The following is a 20,859-nucleotide window of genomic DNA, read 5'->3' as shown; positions in this document are numbered from 1 at the left end:
TCGTTACAAATTCATTATTCTTTTATTACAAACTCTGCTGATGCTGAATGATTGATGGCGATGACCCCTGTTATAAAGGGAGTCATGTCTCATGAGACGACTAAGTCCACCACTGCATAGATGTAACATTCGTGTCTACCTACCTTTGTCCCTCTACGCTTCCCCTAAATTAGTCTATACTACTCGGAGAACACTGTTAAATTCAGACGATGATGATGATAACGGAGGAATGTATAATGCTTTCAAATGCAGAAATCGGTATCGATTTGGGTACTGCTAATATACTCGTGTATAGTAAAAGTAAAGGAATTATTATGAATGAGCCATCGGTTGTTGCAATCGATGTGAATACTAAAAAAGTGTTAGCTGTCGGAACAGATGCTAAAAGCATGATCGGTAAGACACCTGGTAATATTGTAGCTGTCCGCCCTCTTAAAGACGGCGTGATTGCTGACTTTGATGTGACGACTGAAATGTTGAAGCATATTATGTCTTCAATCGGTAAAAAAATGGGCTTTTCACTGCGCAAGCCAAGTGTGGTCGTATGTACACCATCAGGCGCTACATCAGTTGAGAGAAGAGCCATTCAGGATGCTGTTAAGTTCAGTGGTGCTAAGCACGTTCACTTAATTGAAGAGCCTGTTGCAGCTGCGATTGGTGCAGATCTGCCGGTTGGCGAGCCTGTAGCGAACGTAGTTGTCGATATTGGCGGCGGTACAACTGAAGTCGCTATTATCTCTTATGGCGGCGTTGTGTCGTGTAACACGATCCGCGTAGCCGGTGATAAAATGGATGAAGATATTATCCAGCACGTCAGAAAAGCTTATAACTTGTTAATCGGTGAGCGTACAGCAGAGCAGATTAAAATGGAAGTAGGACATGCACCAATTGAACATGAAACAAGAGAAATGGAAATTCGCGGACGTGATCTTGTGACTGGTCTGCCAAAAACGATAACACTTCAGTCTACTGAAGTTCAGTCAGCGATTCAGGAATCACTTTTAAGTGTCCTTGAAGCAATCCGTTCAACACTTGAGAACTGTCCTCCTGAACTGAGCGGTGATATCGTTGACCGCGGTGTCATCTTAACTGGTGGCGGCGCATTACTGAACGGACTTCAGCAATGGCTGAGTGAAGAAATTGTCGTGCCTGTTCATATTGCACCGAACCCACTTGAATCTGTAGCGATTGGTACCGGAAAATCACTATCAGTTATTGATAAGCTTCAAAAAGCAGCTAAATAAAACCAAAAAACAGGACCTCGTAAAAGGTCCTGTTTTTTCATGGTCTGGATCCTGTAAAAGGACACGTTAGCTTTTCAGACTCGGGGCGATTGAGCAGCGAATCCTGATAAAAAAAGTTTGGTGATTTCCACGTATTATCATATTCTTTGTGGAAGACATACGAGGATGCAGGTGACACAGGCGGAATTAGCCACGTCCAGTCTCCGGTGATCTCCCTTCCCTCGTCACTCTCCCTTTGTTCAAACAGCTCAAATTGCTGGCTGGCAGTATGATGATCGACAATACTGGCTCCAGCTTTTTTAAATGAATGCATAACAGCTGTACATAATTCAATCACAGCCCGGTCCTTCCACATCGTCGACTGCAGCTGTGTATTAAGCCCGAATGCATCCGCTGTAGCGCGCAGCATATTATACCGGTTCTCATCAGTAAAGTTACGTGCAGCAATCTCTGTCTCCATATACCAGCCATTAAAAGGGGCGGCAGGATATTCAATTCCTCCGATCTCAAGTTTCATTTCAGAAATAATCGGTACAGCATACCATTTCAGACCAAGTTCATTAAATGACTGATTTTGCGGATGTGTAATCCGAACTTCCTTGATATAACTCTCCGGTATTTCAAATAAATACGGATCATTGTGACCAATCTGAATGACAATTGGTAAAACATCAAATGCCGTCCCTTCCCCCTGCCATCCTAGTTCTCTGCAAAAATCAGTCATGTCAATTGAGTGAGGGTCACCAATGATACTTCCGTTCTGCTGTCTGTAACCCGCGTATCTAATCAGCTGATGATTATAAGTTCTGACCGGGTCATGAGTCTGCACTGAAGGTTTAAAAATTGTCACTGTTGAACGAATTTTCCCTCCATTTGTGGCAAACTCAATATGCTCAAGCAATGCTTCTTTCACTTCTTCTTCAGTCGCTGCATCTCTCCGGTCAAACACATTCAGACTATTCCAGAACAGTCTTCCGATACAGCGGTTACTGTTTCTCCAGGCAAGTCTTGCTCCGTATGAAAGCTCATGACTTGTGTGCTCGTAGGTTCCATTCCGGCTGATTGCTTTTGAAATCTCTGTTAATCTACTTTCACAGTCCGTTTCACTTAAGTTGTTTTCTTCGTAAAACTGCCTGATAAATGTTTCTGCTTTTTGATAAATAGGATGTTCCCTCATTATTTTCACAACCTCGTAGTCATATATGGCTCATCTTATCACAGAATAATCCTGTGGAGGGGGTGTGGATATGCACGTTTTGTTGAACTTTGAGGAACTTGAGGCAGATTGGGGACTGGATAAAGAAGTGCACTCTTAAGCGTTCAATTATTGAGACTGGTGACGCAAATAACTTGGGGTGGTGAACCGTTTATTCCGCTCGATCATTCAATTCAACCAGAGAGAACGATGTTTCGTTCAATCAAGTCCGGCGATGAATTAATAATCCCGTTTGCTGAACCGATTCACACGTCCGCTGATTCAATTCATCACCCACTCATCCACCCTGCCTATAGATTTCCCAATATAAAAAAAGACAGCCCGAAAGCTGTCTCTATTAAGCAAGTCTCTTAAAATTCTGACCGAGTATTTCATTCATATTGTGTACGGTAATAAATGCTTTTTCATCCTGTTTACCCACATAATTTTTCAGCCGTGATAAATCCTTACGTCCTAAAATTGTCGTAATGACTTCTTTTTGCTCATAGTTAAAAGCACCTTTAGCTGTATGGATTGTCGCTCCTCTTCCAAGCTCTCCAACGATAAACGCACGGATCAGTGCGCTCTTTTGACTAATAATCACGACTTCTTTATTCGCATTAAACTGCTGAAGCGTGTAATCAATCATTAAGCCGTTTAAGATCACACCAAAGAAGGCATACATACCAGCCTGCACTCCAAATAACAGTGAAGAAGAAAGCGCGACAGCAAGGTCAGAGAATAGAACGGCTCTGCCAATTTCAACTTTTATATACTTATTTAGAATCATCGCAATGATATCTGTACCACCGGTTGATGCCCGCTGATGAAAGACAATGCCCATACCGATTGCAGCAATACACTGACCGATAATCAGCTGGATTAAAATATCATCACTGAGCGGTGCTGTAATCGGCGCAACAAGCTCAAGCAGCCATACGTAGCCTGACAGTGCGAAACTCGTATAGATCGTCTTAGCACCAAATTGAAAGCCCAGAAATATAACACCCAGTATAAATAATACGATATTAACAAAAATCATAAATAGTCCAATTGAAATGCCAGGGAATAATGAATTCAATACAATCGACATTCCGCTGACGCCACCCGTTGCCAGGTTATTCGGTGATAAGAAAAAATGAACATTTACTGCAACAAAAAATGCTCCGAGATTCATCAGTAAAAATGTAATAAGTTTTTTAGTCATACGAAACGTCTCCCCCTCTTAAAAGCGCAGGGCGCCTGCTCAGCTTATGACCCGAGCAACTGGCGCCCGGAGCTGGATATTTCCAAGTCCATAATCAGCATTTTTCATTCACAAAAACGCATTATACGCACTCTCTGACGGCATGTAAAGAAGGAAAATTCCATACAGAATCGTGGACTTTTTCAGATATTTTTAATGATTCTGTCCGGTGTATATTCATACACGCTGACGCACCATTCTCATACATTCTTCAAGAATTTCAGCATTTTTATAAAAAATCAGACTTTCACGATCATCCGCTTCTTTACCGATTTTCAGGAAATCTCTTTTACTTTGTTTGAGCAGAGAGATCAATTCCTGCTCTTCCTCGGTCCTGTCATAGAGATCCATAAAGATTCTTCCATCATCATGAATCTGCGCTAAAAAGACATCCGAAATACTCACATTTTTCTTTTCAATCTGTCCTCTAAGCCAGTCAACGTCCCTACCGATTGATTGAAGCGCTTTTTCAACGGGATTTCCATCCATGATAATGGCTTCAGGAGGCTTTCCATCCTGAACGTTCTTTTTAAGATCTTCCTGAACGACAGGTGTTTTTGATTTTTTTAGCATGACATTTAACTCACCTGAAGGTTCAAGTATGGCGAAATTAACGTCAGACAAAGCAAAGACATCTTTTTTCCGCAAAAGTTCCATCAATTCATCAGTTGTATATCTTTCTTTTTTCAGGTTCTTTTCTATGATTTTTCCCTGTTGAATAAATACGGTCCCCTCTCCTTCAACCAGGTCTCTAACCTTTTTACTTTTTAATGATAAGTAGTCTACTAACAGCGGAATGGAGATAAATGATACGATGCCAAGCACGCCATGCAGAAACTGACGGTCCAGTCCTGTAATGACTTCTGCTCCAATACTCCCAACGGTGATCCCCGTTACATATTCAAAGAAAGACAGTTGGGAGATCTGTTTTTTACCAAGCAGCTTGGTGCAGACAAAAAGTACAAGAACCATCAGAAGGCCTCTGATAATCACTAACAGCCAGTCACTCATGAATGTCTCTCCTTTAAATCATTCAATTCTTTTTCCATTCTTGAAATCTCTTCATAGATATCAGCATACTCAAGCATTTTATCTTTATCTTCAATCCATTTTTGTATCATGAAAAGCTGCTGCTCAAGCTGTTCAATTTTTTTTTGCACTCAGGTCACATCCTTTATGTATTATCTTTTCCAAATCTGATTTCAGGCATACAAAAAACCGGCTGGGTCAGCCGGTTTTAAATGCTATCGATTATCTATTTTCTCAGGATACATATCATGATTCATCAGTCTGTGATAAGCCATTTCCTCATATTTCGTTCCAGGCTTACCGTAGTTGGTATAAGGATCGATCGAGATGCCGCCCCGTGGTGTGAATTTACCCCATACTTCAATATAGCGAGGATCCATCAGTTCAATCAGATCATTCATAATGATATTCATGCAATCCTCATGGAAGTCTCCGTGATTTCTGAAGCTGAAAAGATATAATTTCAGTGATTTACTCTCTACCATTTTTTGATCAGGGATATAGCTGATATAAACCGTTGCAAAATCCGGCTGATTCGTTTTTGGGCAGAGTGATGTGAATTCCGGGCAGTTGAATTTCACAAAATAATCTCTATTTACGTGCTTATTATCAAATGCCTCAAGTACTTCAGGGGCATAATCGAATGAATAAGGTACATTCATTTCCCCTAACAGATTTACGCCTTCAAGCTCTTTCTCATTACGTCCTGACATGTGTATTACCTCCATATATAAGTTCAGAAAAATACTGATCTTTAATTATTATATTTGTTGATAAAGCCCATTTTTATTTATGCACAGCTGATGATTGCAGCGGAAATCATCAGCCAACTTTAACAAGGACTTATTTTAAACACGCAGAAAAAGCATCATCCCAGATGCTTTTAACCTGTAAGATTATTTTACTGACTGCTTAACCCAAAAGCAAGGTCAGCGTTTTTTAACAGGGATGCCGATCTTCAGAGTAGGTGACATTTTATAAGGTACATCATATGCACCGTATACTTCAATATGATCCAGCCCATTCTGCTGAACCTGAAGCCCCTGCTCAACAGCCCACTTCATTAATTTTTCATAGCTCTTCCAGGCGTGCTGGCCCTTATGCTCTGTTACCACATAGTCATGGGACGGCACAATAATTCTGTACATTTCAGAAGGAAACGCAGTGTTTCTGAATGCTTCTGTTCCAAAATAATACGTAAAGCCCCCCGGCATGTCTTGATAAGATAAACCGATGAAATCTGAGTTTTCCTGTGCAATTCCCATACTTAATAACCTGTCACGGGCTTCTTCCATCACAGGAAAGATATCTCCATGTGCAGCTGCCTCATAAGTACCTGTCCATTTCATGCCAATAAAATAAAAGCTGGATTTCCTTACGATTTCAAAGTCAGCCATTGTTGCACTCCTTTCATACGGAAGCGATTATTCTTATATTTTAGCAAATTCTGAATACTTTTGGTTAACTCAGGCACATTATTTTTATTAAACAATCGTAAAATATGTTATTTTTATGCTATAAACGGCTTAGAATCTGCTAAATGGGGTGGAGAGATGAAAAAGAAAAGTTGGGTGATGCTGATTCCTGGTGTGATTTTGATCGGTACCATCATCTTTTTTGTATTCTCAGATGAATTGCTGAACCGTTCATATGGAAGTGAAGCAAGTAATGCAGCTGATTTCGCACCAAATGAAGAGGTTGCGATTTTTGCAGGCGGCTGTTTCTGGTGCATGGAGCCTCCTTTTGAAAAGCTTGCAGGGGTAAGAGACGCAGTGTCCGGCTACACGGGTGGAGATGAAAAAAAACCTGAATATAGAGAAGTCGAAGCGGAAAGTCCATACGCTGTTAATTATACCGACGAAGAACTACGTGACATGCTGACAGATATTCAGTATGAGGTGACTCAGGAAGACGGTACTGAGGAAGCTTTTAACAACGAATTTGATGGATTTTATGAAGACGGCATCTATGTTGATATCGTCTCAGGGGAACCACTATTCAGTTCAAAGGACAAATACGATTCACGGACCGGCTGGCCTTCATTTACAAAGCCGCTCATACCTGAGAATATCGTTGAAGTTGAAGATCCGGGTATTTTCGGTATGAGAATTGAAGTCAGAAGTAAATATGCTGACTCACACCTCGGGCACGTCTTTGAAGATGGTCCCGAACCGACTGGACTTCGTTACTGCATGAACTCAGCAGCAATGCGCTTTGTTCCGGCAGAAGATCTTGAAGAAGAAGGGTACGGGGAATTTTCGTACCTATTTGAATCTTAATTCATACAGCGATTTGTCTAAAAATTAGACAGATCGCTGTTCTTTTTTATAAAATAGAAATAAGTTACGCTAAGGAGGATACATATGACACTATTATCGGATATTCTGACATTTAACGAAACGTTTGTTGAAGAGAAGCAGTACGAGCCTTATGTAACAACGAAAATCCCGAACAAAAAACTTGTGATTCTCACTTGTATGGACACAAGACTGGTAGAGCTTTTACCGAAATCAATGAACGTTAAAAATGGTGATGTGAAAATGGTGCGTAATGCAGGCGCTGTCATCACTCACCCATTCGGAAGTATTATGAGAAGTCTGCTTGTCGCAATTTATGAATTACAGGCTGAGGAAGTACTTGTCATCGGTCACTATGACTGTGGCATGAGTGCAGTCAACAGCCATGAAACAGTTGAAAAAATGAAAGCGCGCGGTGTGTCAGAAGACGTGCTGGGTACACTTTCTTATTCAGGCATTGATATTCACGGCTGGCTAAAAGGCTTTGATGATGTAACAGAAAGTGTGAGAAACAGCGTGGAAATGGTGAGGAACCACCCGCTGATGGATAAAAACGTTCCGGTTCACGGACTAGTTGTGGACCCGAGTAACGGTAAGCTTGATTTAGTTGAAGAAGGATATGCAAAATAAAAAAATGTGCGCGGATCGCAATCCGCACACATTTTTTACTTCACTTCTTTTTGGACAGTCCAGGTATGAAAAACAGTTGTAAAACTGCCTTCTGCTGATGGACTGCAGGCATATAATCCAAGCTTTACAGGTCCATTCGGTTCATCTTGGAGCCTTGTAATTCTGAGCTGTTCAAATTCGTCTTCAGGATTCGATTTTGCCCATATACGGTAGTCCCCACCGGCACGGGTCACTTTAAAAGTCAAAGTGATCTCTCCATCAGGCGTAGGGAAGTTTTTGGATGACCAGTCAGAATAGCCGTTATTTGTCGCTACTGAGCCAAGATATGAGTATTTTTCAGGTACATATTCAAGCGATACCTTCATCCAGCAATCATCAGAAACCAAAATGATCAATCCAGCCTGATCGTAGCGCTCTTTAGGATCTTTCATGGTAAGTATGACTTCTGTTTCAAAAGCACCGAGCAATTCTTTATAAAAAGCATGACCATTCATCTGATCAAAGCCATAGAACGTTTTTCTCCAGAAATCAGTCTTCGGCTGCGTAGTGATGCTGAGCTCATTATTATGAAGAGTCCACTCCTCAGGCTGATTCAGCCAGCAACAGTCCTTTCCCTGATCATCCAGTAGTGAAAGCATGGTTAGGGCTCCTTTCGGTATGGATCTAACTTCATGTTTACCCATAAAGTCAGCTCCATAACACATGCACAGGAACTATTTTACAAGATCATGCTTAAAGGCATAAATGACTGCCTGCGTGCGGTCCTGAACTTCAAGCTTTCCGAGAATATTACTGACATGTGTTTTGACTGTCTTCAGTGCTATGTAAAGCTCATCTGCAATTTCCTGATTTGTTTTTCCCTGTGCAATCAGCATCAGGATCTCAAGCTCTCTGCCGGTCAACTCTTCGTGAAGCTTCACTTCTTTTGTTCTCATCCGCTGCATAACTTTTCCTGTCACTTCAGGCTCAAGCACCGTTTCACCATAATGCGTTTTTCTGATCGCATCAGCAATCTCACTTGCCTTTGAAGTTTTCAAAAGGTAACTGACCGCTCCTGCTTCAAGTGCGGGATACACCTTATCATCATCGAGAAAACTTGTTACAATCATAATTTTCGCTTCAGGCCATTGTTCAATAATTTTTGCAGTTGCTTCTATTCCGTCCATTCTTTTCATCACGAGATCCATCAGAATGATATCCGGCCTTAGTTCAAGTGCCAGTTCAACTGCCGGCTCACCATCATCACATTCCCCCACAACCTCAATATCTTTTTGTGAGGATAAATATGATCCTACTCCTATTCTGACCATCTCATGATCATCTACAAATAATACACGAATCATGTCAGCCCCTCCTTTCCTTCAAAAGGTACTTTAATTTCAAGCCTCGTGCCCTGATCAGGCAATGAAACAATTTTAAACGTGCCGCCAATTTCAGCAGCCCTTTCTCTCATGTTATTCAACCCATATGAACCTGCTTTATCTTCAGATAGTTCAAATCCTTTTCCATCATCCGATACTCTCAGGATTACTGCCCCGTCCCTTAGAATACATAAAACATTCAGCATGGAGGCTTCAGCGTGTCTCAATGTATTTGAAATGGATTCCTGCAGAATTCTAAAAAGGTGGTCTTCAATTCCGCGTTCAATTTCCATCGGCTCTGCTTTCCACGAGATATCCAATGGAACCTTTTGCTTCAGTTCGACTAATAATTCATCAATGCCTTCAGAAAGCGTCTTTCCTTTTAAGGCAGCCGGTCTTAAATGCAATAAAAGTGCTCTCATCTCCACTTGAGACTGATGAATCATTTTCTCAACCATTTGAAGCTGACGGTTTTCAGGTTCAGTTTCATTAATTGCTGACATCAGCATGGATGCAGCGAATAACTGCTGACTGACTGAATCATGAAGGTCACGCGCGAGCCGCTGTCTTTCAAGTGATACCATCTCCTGAATCTTCTGTTCCTGCTGCTCCACCTTTTCACTGGCCAGCCGCTGATTCATTTTGACCTGCTCATTCCACATACGCTGCAGGTCAGATACTTTATCAGCAAGTCTTGAAAATTCAGCAGTCTGTGGCTGTTCAGTCTTTGAAAATGCGCGTCCCTGTCTCAGATCATCCACCTTCTGCTCAATTGACACCACCTGTTTTTTCATACCGCCACTTTGAATCACACCCCATAAAAAACCGATTAACAGCAGCTGGATCAGTAAAAAGAAAATAAATGGAACATCAAGAATTGTGACATTCCATAGCATCCCCCACTCCTCAGGCGGAAAAAAAATCACATATAACCCAAGTGTCATCAGCGCACTGAAAAGGCTGATACTGACCGCGTGCAATACAACTTTAGCCGTCATACGCGCCTCACCTCAATATCTCCAATCCATACTGATGAAAGGATCGTACATTTCTGGCGGGCAGCTTCATAGTCTTCAGTCTGATAGACAACATTTTCATTCCACAGCCTGGCTGAATAGGAAGATAAAATAGAGGCTTCTCCGGCAAGAGCCGAGTGCTGCACGGAAATCTCAAGTTCATAAGGGATGAGTATGGTGATCTTACCAGCAACATTTCGAAGTGATATAAAAACCTCTCTTTCCGGAAGAACAGTATTACTCAGATCGATCTGAACGTCCCCGATCCCGTTTTGAAGGTGAATGTTTTCCCATTCATATGAATGATCGGGTGTTTCATGTGAACCAACCCACTGATTTAAAAAGAAAGGTCTTTTTGTAACAAATAATTGTTCTTTCCCGTGATTCTTTTGTTCTGTTTTCATAACAGGCTCAAAGGTCAGCGGGTTCTTTTTTGTTTCCATATATTTTAAAATAAGATTGATAATGAGTATGACAAATAGAATGCGGAGGGTCACCATTGAGAGAATGGCCGTCAGCAGCATGATTGCACCGACACCAACCAGTATTTTTCCGTACATGTGCTGCCAGGCCTGTTTCCCGAAGTATAGCAGACCGCCTGAGAGCACCAGGGAGAAAATCATTCCACTATTAAATAAGACAATTTCAACTAACACAATGATTAAACCTGCTGTCAGCCAATTGGATAGTGACATTTGTCTAAGTTTTTCCATTCAGTCCACCTCCCTGTCATTCTATTCTATCGATTCGTCTGTGATTCAGAAAGAGTAAATTCGGGAGAAGGTGAAATACCCGCTCCCGACAACCTATTGTTTTAGCTTACTTAAGATTGGCTGATGATCTCCGCTTCAGGGGGACGCTTTCCGCGGCCGGGCGGTGAGCCCGCAGGCTTCGCCATGCTCGGTCTCACACGTCCCTTCCTGCCGCAGGAGTCGCCCCCTTACGCTCCCATCATCAGCTGTGAAAAAATATTATTTGGTTTCAATAAAGTTATTGCTTTAGCTGCTCTATCTGCTCATCAATGGACAGCTCTTCTTTTTTCTCAGCATTTTCTTTTAGATGTTTTTCGATCTGTTCGTAGCGACGGTCTTCATCTGTTATTTCTTTAAGAGGTGCTGACTGTTTTTCACCGGTTACGGCATTTTCTTTTGCCATGTATTCAAGGAGCTTCAGTTCCAGATCCTTTAATCTGAATGTATGTTCTTCAAGCTGAAGCTCAAGTTTCTCCAGCTGTGCATTTGCTTCTGACATTGTTTTTTCCAGACGCTCAGCGCGGTCGCTGTAAAAATTATATTCACGAAGCGCAGCTGCTGCCAGTGATTCTTCACCCGCTTCTTCTGCAAGCTGAACGTGCTCTTTACGCTTTGCTGCCATTGACTTTGCGTGAGAATATTCTTTTTCGAACTCTCTTTTTAAAAGCTCCTGGCGCTCTGTCAGCTGTTTTGCTTTTTTCACAGAAGCCTGGCATTCTTTGATTTCACGCTGGATTTCACTTACAGGGTTCGACTGTTCTCTATTCCACTTTGACTCGAGGATGTCCTGCTTGATTACTTCAGTTATTTTTGTCAGTACGTTTGTCATGTTGATCGTCTCCTTTTAGGTTTATTGGTTTAATATGTTGGCGTCTGATCTACGTTCCAGGCGGACGCTTTCCGTGGCTGGGCGGTGAGCCCGCAGGCTTCGCCATGCTCGGTCTCACACGTCCCTTCCTGCCACAGGAGTCGCCGCCTTCCACTTCGATCAACGCTGTAGTGAAGAAATTCATTAGAATATTAAAGTTAAACTGATTTCTTTTTTAGTTCCTGCCACTGCTTTTCAAAGTATGAAAAGTCGCTGACTGCTTCTTCGTTGTTCCACTTTTTCCATACGATATAAAGTACGTAGACTGCGATGACACCGAGGATTGCCGGAACGTTGAATACGGCTGACAGACCGGCGATTGCTGCAACGATTGCTGATGTGATTTTCACCCAGGTTTTATTGCTTGAGAAATACCATTTCACACCGATGTAAGTAATCAGCAGGCTGACTGCGAGTCCTGCGATCGACCCGAGATTTGATAGTGCGACGATTGCAGCTGTGATCCCAATGACTGTTAACCAGAATTTGTTCATGTTGTTGCCTCCTTTGTTATTTGTAACCTAAGTGTACGTGGATTATCGTTTTGCCGACAGGAGCCTCGGCTTGATTTTGGCATAGGACCTGAGGCGTAGATGTTCTTAAGACAAATTAAAAACCGCCTCCATAAAAGAAGCGGTTCATCGATTAATTTTATTGATCAGCCTGCCGAGTACCCGGTCCCAAAAGGGCTTTCCCTTTCAAAAATCCTCCTCAAGCATGCTGTATAGATAATGATCTTCCCAGACACCATTGATAAACAGGTTCTTACGCAGCGTCCCTTCTCTGATCATTCCTACTTTTTCAAGCACCTTTTGTGATGCTTCATTTTTAGGTGACACCATTGCTTCAACCCTGTGAAGACCGAATTCCCGGAATGCAAAGCGCAGCGCTGCTTCAACTGCCTCTGTCCCGTACCCCTGCTTTGTATGATGTTCATCAAGGGAGTAGCCGATGTACGCTGAGGCAAAAGGCAGTCTCCTGATTGAATAGATCGATACACTGCCAATCAGCCGGTTTGTATCACTGTGATAGATCCCCCAGCTGTATTCTTTCCCAAGACGCTGGGCCTGCCTTGCTTCTGCTAGCTTCTCAAGCTGTGCTTCACGTGTATAAAATGGTTCAGGATGCTTCGGTTCAAAAATCGTCCAAAACTGCTTATTGCGGATAAGCAGGTCTACAAATTCATCAATATCCTGTTCTGTAAGCGGACGAAAGTAAAGCCGACTGCTTTTTAATAGCACCATATACGTTCTCCCCATTTCAAGATTCTATATTAAGTGTATACCCATGAAGCAAAAAGATCGACTGTTGACATGTAAAAAAATTCGAAAATATTTTGATGGTTTGTGCATGTGCCGTGTACACGTGTTCAATTACTGCTGGGGGTGATGCAATTCACGGGCCGGATGATTCAATTGTCAGAAGAGATGAATCGATTCCGGCTCGTCTACATAGAGCTGATTCCATTACCTTGAGCTGTGGATTAATTATTGCCGGCGCTGAACCATATATCTCCGCTCCTGATCCAATTAACCACGCCGCATTCTGCCGCTCTGCACTCTTTTCATGCAAAAAAAAAGACCAGGGCCCAAACCCTGGTCAAAAGTCTATCTTATTCAGAAGTCAGTCGTACAAACTCCTCCGCATCCTGAATACAAAGCTCAATGCCTTTCATCCAGAACGCTTCAGTAGTGATGTCTTCGCCAAGATGCTTCATTGCAAGATCCTCTGTCGTCATCACAGCTGTATCACGAAGCAGTGCCATATACTTCTCTTCATAGGCTGTACCCTCTTCAAGCGCTCTTGCGTAAACGCTGAGTGAGAACAGGTAGCCAAATGTATAAGGGAAGTTATAGAACGGAACGCCTGTAATATGGAAGTGCAGCTTTGAAGCCCAGAAGTGCGGTTCATTGTCAGTTACTGCACCGGCATACGCTTCTTTCTGCGCTTCTACCGTCAGTTCGTTCAGACGCTTCGCTGTCACAAACCCTTCTTTACGCTCTTCATAAAAACGCTGTTCAAAAATAAATCTTGAATGGATATTCATGAAAAATGCAATGCTTCTTGACACCTTATCTTCTAAAAGCGCTGCCTGCTCATCCTTTGTATCCGCCTCTTTCACCGCTGCATCTGATACAATCATTTCAGCAAAAGTGGAAGCAGTTTCCGCTACGTTCATTGCATAGCGGCGATTTAATGGATCCATCGGACGCAGTGCATACGTATGGAATGCATGTCCAAGCTCGTGTGCAAGTGTTGCCACGTTAGACATTGAGCCGCTGTATGTCATAAAGATTCTTGACTGCTCACTGAGTGGGAATCCTGTACAAAATCCTCCAGGGCGCTTGCCGGCACGGTCTTCTGCTTCAATCCAGCCGTCTTCAAAGGCCTTTTCAGCAAAAGCAGCCATTTCAGGTCCAAACTTTTTAAAGTGTTTTAAAATAAATGCTGCACCTTCATCATATGAAAGCTTCTTCACACTTTCAGAGATCGGGGCACCGATATGCGCCCATGACATTTTCTCAAGGCCAAGCAGCTTTGCTTTATGATCAAGGAATTTCACGAATGCATCCTTGCTCTTACTGATCGCGCCCCACATTGCGTCAAGCGTCTCAGGCTTCATACGGTTGTACTCAAGCGGTTCTTTCATAAAGTCATCCCAGCCGCGCTTTTTATACATCGCAAGACGGTAGCCGCCAAGGTGATTCAGCGTTTGGGCAAAAAGATTTTCATTTTTTGACCATGCTTCCTCAAGCTTCTGGTGAACATCTTCTCTCACTTTTGGATCCTCGTGAGATCTCAGGTTGTTCGCCTGACCGACAGATAACGTCTTCACTTCGCCGTCCACTTCAATTTCGATCGACATTTCTGATACAAGGGCATTGTACATCTGTCCCCAGCCGTGATAACCATCAACGCCAAGCGCACTGATCAGTCCTTCCTCAGCTTCTGATAATTTATCCTTTGCTGCTTCACGCCATTCTGTCATAATAAATGTATATTCCTTCAGCCCATCATCTTCAAGCAGCTCATCCCATACCTGATCCTCAGTTTTAGAAAGCTTCTGCTGGAATGCCTGGAACGCTGCACTAAAGTCAGCCCCCATCGATGTGACCTTCCCGCGAATCACACCGGCACCCGTATCATTCATATCCTGCGCTTCAAGACAGCTTGCAAACGCACCTGCCTGCCCGAGTCCCATCATAATGCCTTTTGCTTCCTGGATATGCTGATACACAAGATAACTGCTCTCAGAAGAAGCAGGCGTCTGGAACTGCTCTATCTTTTTAGCAAAAACCTCAATTTTTTCTCCATATGTATGTAAATGCTGTTTCAATTCCTCTGATTCACTTCCACCTTTAAAAAACACATCTAAATCCCATGTTTCCGGATACGTCGCTGTAGACATTGTCATTCCCCCTGTTTTAAATATTCTGAACACTGCATGTACTATCTTAACACAATACTTCGCCATTCGAAACACTTACTTTCTCCTCACTAACTCCTATAGAATTCATGATAAAATAATAGAATGCATGGATTTGATTTGTTGAGCGATAATTTATTACTTATATTGTCTAATTCCAGACTATCTTATATGCACAGCGAAAATCGGAGTGGCAGGCGGCGACTCCTGTGGCAGGAAGGGACGTGTGAGGCTTATGACGAAGCCTGCGGGCTCATCGCCCGGCCACGGAAAGCGTCCGCCTAAAACGCAGATCTTTCGCCCATGGTTACAAAGCTAAATTAAGCACCATCAGAAAGGATGATTCACCATGATGAATGAGGCACAGCAAGTCCTCCATACATACTTCGGTTACGACTCGTTCAGACCCGGACAGGACCGGATGATCGAGTCCATACTTGACCATAAAAACGCACTTGGTATTATGCCCACAGGCGGAGGGAAATCCCTCTGCTATCAAATACCCGGCCTAGTCATGGAGGGAACAGCACTTGTCATATCACCACTGATTTCACTCATGAGAGATCAGGTTGATGCATTAAATGAGAACGGCATTTCCGCCACTTATATTAACAGTACACTATCTGCTGCCGAAACGAGAGAGCGCCTGCAGAACTTGCGTGAAGGGCGCTATAAATTTGTCTATGCAGCGCCTGAACGGTTTGATTCCGCATCCTTCTTCAATGCAATCTCAGATATCGACCTGTCACTGATTGCTTTTGATGAAGCGCACTGTATTTCCCAGTGGGGTCATGATTTCCGTCCAAGCTACCGGACAATCGTTGACACCATCAGACTGCTGCCAAATTTACCTGTTTTAACTGCACTCACTGCAACTGCAACAGATAAAGTGATTCAGGATATTACTGATCTGCTGTCCATTGATCCTCACCACATCGTTAACACAGGTTTTGCACGTGATAACCTGTCCTTTCACGTTGTAAAGGGTGCTGACAAGCATTCATTTTTAACAAGCTTTTTAAAAGAAAAGCAGGATGAGACAGGGATTATTTACACCGCTACCAGAAAAGAAGCGGATCAGCTGACTGGCTGGCTGAATCAGCAGAATGCGAGTACTGTCTGCTATCATGCCGGACTGTCAGAGGATGATCGAAATGAAGCGCAGCGTCAGTTTATTTATGATGAAGCGAAGCTGATTGTTGCGACAAATGCATTTGGCATGGGGATTGATAAGAGTAATGTGCGATTTGTCATCCACTATCAGCTGCCAATGAACATGGAATCCTACTATCAGGAAGCAGGTCGTGCCGGGCGTGACGGGGAGCCTGCAGATTGTTACCTCCTCTACAGCCCGCAGGATTCCATGCTTCAGAAATTTTTAATTGAACAATCCATTGCAAACGAACGAAAGCGCAATGAGGAATATGCGAAGCTTCAGCAGATGATCAACTATTGTCACAGTCACAGCTGTCTGCCCCGCTTTATTCTTGAATACTTTGAGGATCATCAGATGACAGCGGACTGCGGTCACTGCAGCAGCTGCCTTGACAGCCGCGAGAAAACAGACCGTACGCGTGAAGTTCAAATGATCCTTTCAACGGTTAAAAGAATGGGTGAGCGCTTCGGAACAGGAATGACTTCAAAAGTTTTGAAGGGCTCACGCAATAAAAAACTGTTAGAAGGCGGTCTAAATCAGGTCACCACATATGGACTGATGAGCCAGAAGTCAGAAAAACAGATTACTGAACTGATTCAGCTACTAATTGCTGAAGGCTACCTCGCATTAGAAGGCGGTCAGTACCCGATTTTAAGATTAACGCAGGATGCGGTTCCCGTGTTAAAAGGTGAGCAGGCAGTCTGGCTCAAATCCGGATTTCAGCTTCATCAGCAGCAGGCTGATTATGATGAGCCACTATTTGAAGAGCTGCGAAAAGTGCGTTCAATGCTTGCAAAAGAGCATGCAGTTCCGCCTTACGTAATCTTTTCAGATGCGACACTCCGTGAAATGGCCCAGCACTATCCGGAAACTGAAGCTGAGATGCGCATCATCAAAGGGGTCGGTGAACGAAAGCTTCAATCGTACGGAACACCGTTTACAGAAGTCATTGCAGCCTATACAAAACAGCATGGCAAAAACAAAAACATGGTCCCGGCACCTGACCAGTCTCAGGCGCCAAAGCAGCCTGAAGTGACTGCAGACCCTGATCAGCCAAGTCACCTGTTCACTTACGAGTTATATCAGGACGGGAAAACTATTTCAGAGATTGCAAAACTCCGAGCACTTACAACGCAAACAATTGAGCGTCATCTGCAAAAGGCATTTGAAGAAGGTCACCCGCTTGATTTTGAGAAGTGGTTTGATGAAGAAACCGAACAGTTAATTCTGTCCACAAGAGAACAAGTGGACGTTCCGGGGCTTAAGGCGTTAAAAGAGGCTTTGCCTGAGGAAGTGAGCTATCTGCAATTAAAAATGACGCTTGTAAAAAACCAGCTCGTCTGAAGGATTTTTTTCTGTTTGAAGGGAATAGAACACAGACAGGAGGTTTTAACATGAAACAGTTTTGGCTCAATTTCATTGCGCTTGCAGCTGTCATTACCGTTAATGCACTGGCAAACATACTTCCGATTAACGGACAGACCACAGGCGAAATTTCAAATCGGCTGAATGTATTATTCACACCGGCCGGTTATGTGTTTTCTATATGGGGACTGATCTACATACTGCTTGGCTTGTGGGTATTAAAAGGTGCTTTTAAGTCTCAGAGAAAAAGAGAAGTCTATAAATCCACTTCCTTTATGTTTCAGATCAGCTGCCTTTTAAATATTTCATGGATTCTGCTGTGGCACTATGAATTCTTTCCTGTATCAGTCGCGGTGATTGTTGGCTTACTCATCTCAATCATTATTATTTACGCAAAAATCAAGCAAACAAAGTACAGTTTCTTTGACATCCTCCCCTTCTCTGTTTACATGGGCTGGGTCAGTGTAGCAACCGTTGCCAACACGGCTTACACCTTGAATGAAGCCGGCTGGGATGGGCTCGGCATCTCATCACCAATATGGACTATTGCCCTGCTATTGATCTCAACAGCACTGGCGCTTGGGATCCGCTACAAAGAAAGCGACTGGATTTACCCGCTCGTTTTTATATGGGCATTTATCGGGATCGGTGTACAGAATGAAGGTGAAGAATCTGCAGTCGTATTCACAGCTTATGTGCTCAGTGCAGTGATTTTTATCGGCCTGTTCGTTTTCCGCAAAAAGAAAAAATCCAGCTACAGCAGCAGGACACTAACTTTTAAATAATGACCGGGGCATTTCCCTCTCAAATAGGTTAGAATAGTGAAAGAAGATTTTTTGAAGAGAGGTTTTATGTTGGACGGGCAATTATTATTCGCAATGTTTTTGATCACACTTCTCGTGGGACCAATACTAATGACAATTTCAATCGTTTTCGGTTTAAGAAAAAATGTTAAATGGCTCTGGATCACAAACGTGGTCTTTCTGATCTTCACCTTCATTATTTCAGCTTATTACCTGCTGCAGATTGATCAGATCGCCACACAGAATCCCACGCCTGGAGGAACGGGGGTCCTTGTGATGCTATTAATCTCATCATGGATTTCTGTCCCGACAGCCCTGTCATTCTTCCTGCTTGCAGCTGCGATTTTTATGCAGCAGCGTAAAAAAGCGAAGGAAATTCAATTATAAGAAAAAGGACTTGTGATCGTCACAAGTCCTTTTTCCTATGCTTTTTTAGATTCAGTTAGAATAATAGGCTCGCCTTTTGTGATTACAATCGTATGCTCGATCTGTGCCACTAGGCTGCCATCCGGTGTCTTATACGTCCAGCCGTCATTCTGCTCTTCAACAAAGTCAGCCCCTGATGAAATAAACGGTTCAAATGCAAGGACCGTACCTTCTGTTAATAATTCGTTATCCCACGGATCATGATAGTTCAGGATATGGTCCGGTGCTTCATGAAGAGACTTTCCGACACCGTGTCCTGTCAGATTCGTAATGACCCGATAGCCGTTTTGTCTGGCAACACGTGAAACAGTTTTCCCAAGCTGGCTCTTTTTAGAACCGGCTTTTGCCTTTTTCAGCGCCAGTGTAAAAGCTTCTTCTGCTGTTGCACACAGTTTTTCAAGCGCTGCATTCTCACCTACAACAAATGAAATGCCTGTATCAGCAAAGTAACCATCCAGAGAGCCTGAAACATCAATATTCACAAGGTCCCCTTCTTTAATGACACGGTCACCAGGGATGCCGTGCGCAACTTCGTCATTTACACTGATACATGTATAGCCAGGGAAATCATATTCACCTTTAGGGCCTGAAATGGCACCGTACTGTTCAAATTTCTGCTTACCGATTTCATCAAGCTCAGCGGTCGTTACACCGGGCTTAGTTGCTGCACGCATGTCATCGCGGATCTCAGCAACGATTGCGCCGATTTTTTTCAGCGCTTCTAATTCTTCGTTCGTTTTTACGATCATTCCGATTCTCCCCTTGCTTTATAATGGTTCACTATATCATATGTATGGTGTGGATTGCATGAAAGATGCTAGTTCTTGAATAACCGTTTAATCTGCGCTTCAGGGGGACGCTTTCCACGCGGCCGGCGGTGAGCCTCCTCAACGCTTCGCGCCTGCGGGGTCTCACCTGTCCTGCTTCTCGCGTTGGAGTCGCCCCCTTACGCTCCGATTAAACTATATATGTCTTCCTTTAAGATAGTAAAGTACATATCACGTTTGTAGTAAGTGATGAATATATCTAGACTGAAAATAAAAAAGAAGATGACGTTTTTGTCAAAAGTCATCTTCTTTTTTGTATTAAATTTAGGTTCATTGCAGCGTAAGGCGACGACTCCGGGACGAGTAGAGGGAAGCCGAGACCCCTGAGCCGAAGGCGAGGAGGCTTGGCAACCTCCGTCCGGAAAGCGTCCGCCTGAAGCGTAAATGAACCAGTTATTTAAGCCTATCAGGCACTTGTCATCTGACGGTTCGTTGCGACTCTTGGTACTGAGATCAGCAGTGTCGCAAGGACAATGGATGTCAGGATGAACGCAGGGCCCATGTATGAACCGTTGTAGCCAAGTGAGAACAGCCATGCCGGTACGCCTTCACTGCCCGATCCAAAGAAGATCACGCCGGCAAGAAAATGACAGATAAATCTCAGAAGTGCACCGATGAATACACCAGCTGTGATGTAGACGGCAGCTTTTTTCATTGAGCCTTCTTCAAGTGAACGCTTCACTACACCTGCAAAGAGACCCGCAAATCCAATCACAGTGAATGCCAGCGGATAATCAAGAATCCCCTGAACCGGATCAATAATATAGGCACCGAACATTGTCTGCAGCAGACCTACAAGAAATCCTGTTAACAGACCACCTTTTAAGCCCCAGCGAAATGCCATCAGGATAATTGGTACCATCACAAAACTGATTGAACCACCCTGTGGCCAGAGACTGAATGAAAACTGGTCAAGGATAATACCGATTGCTGAAAAAATCGCAACCTCCACTAAAAATAATAACTTTTTACGCTCCATATGTCTTCCTCCTTTTGCGAAATCGATGCAGCTCGCACAGAGGGGAATTCAACGGGCCACTCCATACAAAAAGGGTCCCGGGGATAGAAACCCAGAGACCCTTGAAAAGTCCGTTTCCATCCACATTCCTGCGTAAGCATTAACTTACAGGTTCGAAGGGTCTGAACAAATCCGTTCACTCTCAGCCTATATGGCTCCCCTTGTGGAAATTGCATCTATGAACATTGTAACTTATATT

General features: G+C 43.3%; 22 protein-coding genes and 1 riboswitch. Of the genes, 6 read left to right on the top strand and 16 right to left on the bottom strand.

The annotated features are described in order from the left end of the window. The first annotated feature begins 236 nt into the window (after positions 1-236). Complete coding sequence (gene mreBH / locus LG330_RS06420; protein ID WP_404408371.1) at positions 237-1,244, top strand: rod-share determining protein MreBH; 1,008 nt, start codon at positions 237-239, stop codon at positions 1,242-1,244. Between the two features lie 37 nt (positions 1,245-1,281). On the opposite strand, the gene LG330_RS06415 is transcribed toward mreBH, so the two are convergent. The 6 genes from LG330_RS06415 to LG330_RS06390 all read right to left on the bottom strand — a co-directional run bounded on the left by LG330_RS06415 (position 1,282) and on the right by LG330_RS06390 (position 6,111). Next, positions 1,282-2,421 carry a nitric oxide synthase oxygenase gene (locus LG330_RS06415; RefSeq protein ID WP_404408369.1) on the bottom strand — a complete coding sequence of 380 codons (1,140 nt, stop codon included), beginning with the start codon at positions 2,419-2,421 and terminating at the stop codon, positions 1,282-1,284. A gap of 376 nt (positions 2,422-2,797) precedes the next feature. Further along, positions 2,798-3,646, bottom strand: a complete 849-nt coding sequence (locus tag LG330_RS06410) for a YitT family protein (protein ID WP_404408367.1) — start codon at positions 3,644-3,646, stop codon at positions 2,798-2,800. A 216-nt stretch (positions 3,647-3,862) separates the two neighbouring features. Further along, complete coding sequence (locus tag LG330_RS06405; RefSeq protein WP_404408366.1) at positions 3,863-4,696, bottom strand: DUF421 domain-containing protein; 834 nt, start codon at positions 4,694-4,696, stop codon at positions 3,863-3,865. Continuing rightward, positions 4,693-4,845: a hypothetical protein gene (locus LG330_RS06400; RefSeq protein ID WP_404408364.1), complete on the bottom strand. Its 153-nt coding sequence runs from the start codon at positions 4,843-4,845 to the stop codon at positions 4,693-4,695. Before LG330_RS06400 ends, LG330_RS06405 begins: the two co-directional genes overlap by 4 nt. An 84-nt stretch (positions 4,846-4,929) precedes the next feature. Further along, positions 4,930-5,427 carry a preQ(1) synthase gene (queF, locus tag LG330_RS06395; RefSeq protein WP_404408362.1) on the bottom strand — a complete coding sequence of 166 codons (498 nt, stop codon included), beginning with the start codon at positions 5,425-5,427 and terminating at the stop codon, positions 4,930-4,932. A gap of 216 nt (positions 5,428-5,643) precedes the next feature. After that, the gene (locus LG330_RS06390) at positions 5,644-6,111 is read right to left on the bottom strand and encodes a GyrI-like domain-containing protein (RefSeq protein ID WP_404408360.1); all 468 of its coding nucleotides are present in this window, start codon (positions 6,109-6,111) and stop codon (positions 5,644-5,646) included. A gap of 156 nt (positions 6,112-6,267) precedes the next feature. Between LG330_RS06390 and msrB the strand changes: the two genes are divergently transcribed. Beyond that, the gene (msrB, locus tag LG330_RS06385) at positions 6,268-6,993 is read left to right on the top strand and encodes a peptide-methionine (R)-S-oxide reductase MsrB (protein WP_404408358.1); all 726 of its coding nucleotides are present in this window, start codon (positions 6,268-6,270) and stop codon (positions 6,991-6,993) included. Between the two features lie 84 nt (positions 6,994-7,077). Next, positions 7,078-7,641 carry a beta-class carbonic anhydrase gene (locus LG330_RS06380; RefSeq protein WP_404408356.1) on the top strand — a complete coding sequence of 188 codons (564 nt, stop codon included), beginning with the start codon at positions 7,078-7,080 and terminating at the stop codon, positions 7,639-7,641. Between the two features lie 35 nt (positions 7,642-7,676). Here LG330_RS06380 and LG330_RS06375 read toward each other — a convergent pair whose 3' ends face one another. The 8 genes from LG330_RS06375 to LG330_RS06340 form a co-directional block, all read right to left on the bottom strand. Further along, entirely contained in the window at positions 7,677-8,279 is a 603-nt protein-coding gene (locus LG330_RS06375) for a DUF1349 domain-containing protein (protein WP_404408355.1), read from the bottom strand. Between the two features lie 75 nt (positions 8,280-8,354). Continuing rightward, entirely contained in the window at positions 8,355-8,984 is a 630-nt protein-coding gene (locus LG330_RS06370) for a response regulator (protein WP_404408353.1), read from the bottom strand. Beyond that, entirely contained in the window at positions 8,981-10,000 is a 1,020-nt protein-coding gene (locus LG330_RS06365) for a sensor histidine kinase (protein WP_404408351.1), read from the bottom strand. The genes LG330_RS06370 and LG330_RS06365 overlap by 4 nt, the downstream gene beginning before the upstream one ends. After that, complete coding sequence (gene liaF / locus LG330_RS06360; protein ID WP_404408349.1) at positions 9,997-10,731, bottom strand: cell wall-active antibiotics response protein LiaF; 735 nt, start codon at positions 10,729-10,731, stop codon at positions 9,997-9,999. The genes LG330_RS06365 and liaF overlap by 4 nt, the downstream gene beginning before the upstream one ends. 277 nt (positions 10,732-11,008) lie before the next feature. Continuing rightward, positions 11,009-11,599 carry a PspA/IM30 family protein gene (locus tag LG330_RS06355; protein WP_404408347.1) on the bottom strand — a complete coding sequence of 197 codons (591 nt, stop codon included), beginning with the start codon at positions 11,597-11,599 and terminating at the stop codon, positions 11,009-11,011. 197 nt (positions 11,600-11,796) lie between these two features. Beyond that, entirely contained in the window at positions 11,797-12,132 is a 336-nt protein-coding gene (locus LG330_RS06350; protein WP_404408345.1) for an ABC transporter permease, read from the bottom strand. A gap of 204 nt (positions 12,133-12,336) precedes the next feature. After that, entirely contained in the window at positions 12,337-12,882 is a 546-nt protein-coding gene (locus tag LG330_RS06345) for a GNAT family N-acetyltransferase (RefSeq protein WP_404408343.1), read from the bottom strand. A 368-nt stretch (positions 12,883-13,250) separates the two neighbouring features. Next, on the bottom strand, positions 13,251-15,047 hold the full coding sequence (locus LG330_RS06340; RefSeq protein ID WP_404408341.1) for a M3 family oligoendopeptidase: 1,797 nt from the start codon (positions 15,045-15,047) through the stop codon (positions 13,251-13,253). A gap of 367 nt (positions 15,048-15,414) precedes the next feature. On the opposite strand from LG330_RS06340, the gene recQ reads away from it, so the two are divergent. The 3 genes from recQ to LG330_RS06325 all read left to right on the top strand — a co-directional run bounded on the left by recQ (position 15,415) and on the right by LG330_RS06325 (position 18,776). Further along, positions 15,415-17,565 (top strand): DNA helicase RecQ, encoded by a 2,151-nt coding sequence (gene recQ, locus LG330_RS06335; RefSeq protein ID WP_404408339.1) that lies wholly within the window; start codon positions 15,415-15,417, stop codon positions 17,563-17,565. Positions 17,566-17,615: 50 nt separating this feature from the next. Then, a complete protein-coding gene (locus tag LG330_RS06330; protein ID WP_404408337.1) occupies positions 17,616-18,371 on the top strand; it encodes a tryptophan-rich sensory protein in 756 nt (251 codons plus the stop codon). Positions 18,372-18,440: 69 nt separating this feature from the next. Continuing rightward, the gene (locus tag LG330_RS06325; RefSeq protein ID WP_404408335.1) at positions 18,441-18,776 is read left to right on the top strand and encodes a hypothetical protein; all 336 of its coding nucleotides are present in this window, start codon (positions 18,441-18,443) and stop codon (positions 18,774-18,776) included. A 35-nt stretch (positions 18,777-18,811) separates the two neighbouring features. Here LG330_RS06325 and map read toward each other — a convergent pair whose 3' ends face one another. Further along, positions 18,812-19,564 carry a type I methionyl aminopeptidase gene (gene map / locus LG330_RS06320; protein ID WP_404408334.1) on the bottom strand — a complete coding sequence of 251 codons (753 nt, stop codon included), beginning with the start codon at positions 19,562-19,564 and terminating at the stop codon, positions 18,812-18,814. 484 nt (positions 19,565-20,048) lie between these two features. Further along, positions 20,049-20,621, bottom strand: coding sequence for an energy-coupled thiamine transporter ThiT (thiT, locus tag LG330_RS06315; protein WP_134382373.1), 573 nt, complete (start codon positions 20,619-20,621; stop codon positions 20,049-20,051). 108 nt (positions 20,622-20,729) lie between these two features. Then, positions 20,730-20,832, bottom strand: a riboswitch (TPP riboswitch). Positions 20,833-20,859: the final 27 nt, after the last annotated feature.

Origin of the sequence: Jeotgalibacillus malaysiensis (assembly GCF_044789845.1) — a bacterium.
In the GTDB taxonomy this organism is placed as follows: domain Bacteria; phylum Bacillota; class Bacilli; order Bacillales; family Jeotgalibacillaceae; genus Jeotgalibacillus; species Jeotgalibacillus malaysiensis_A.
This window is presented reverse-complemented; position numbering and strand designations above follow the sequence as displayed.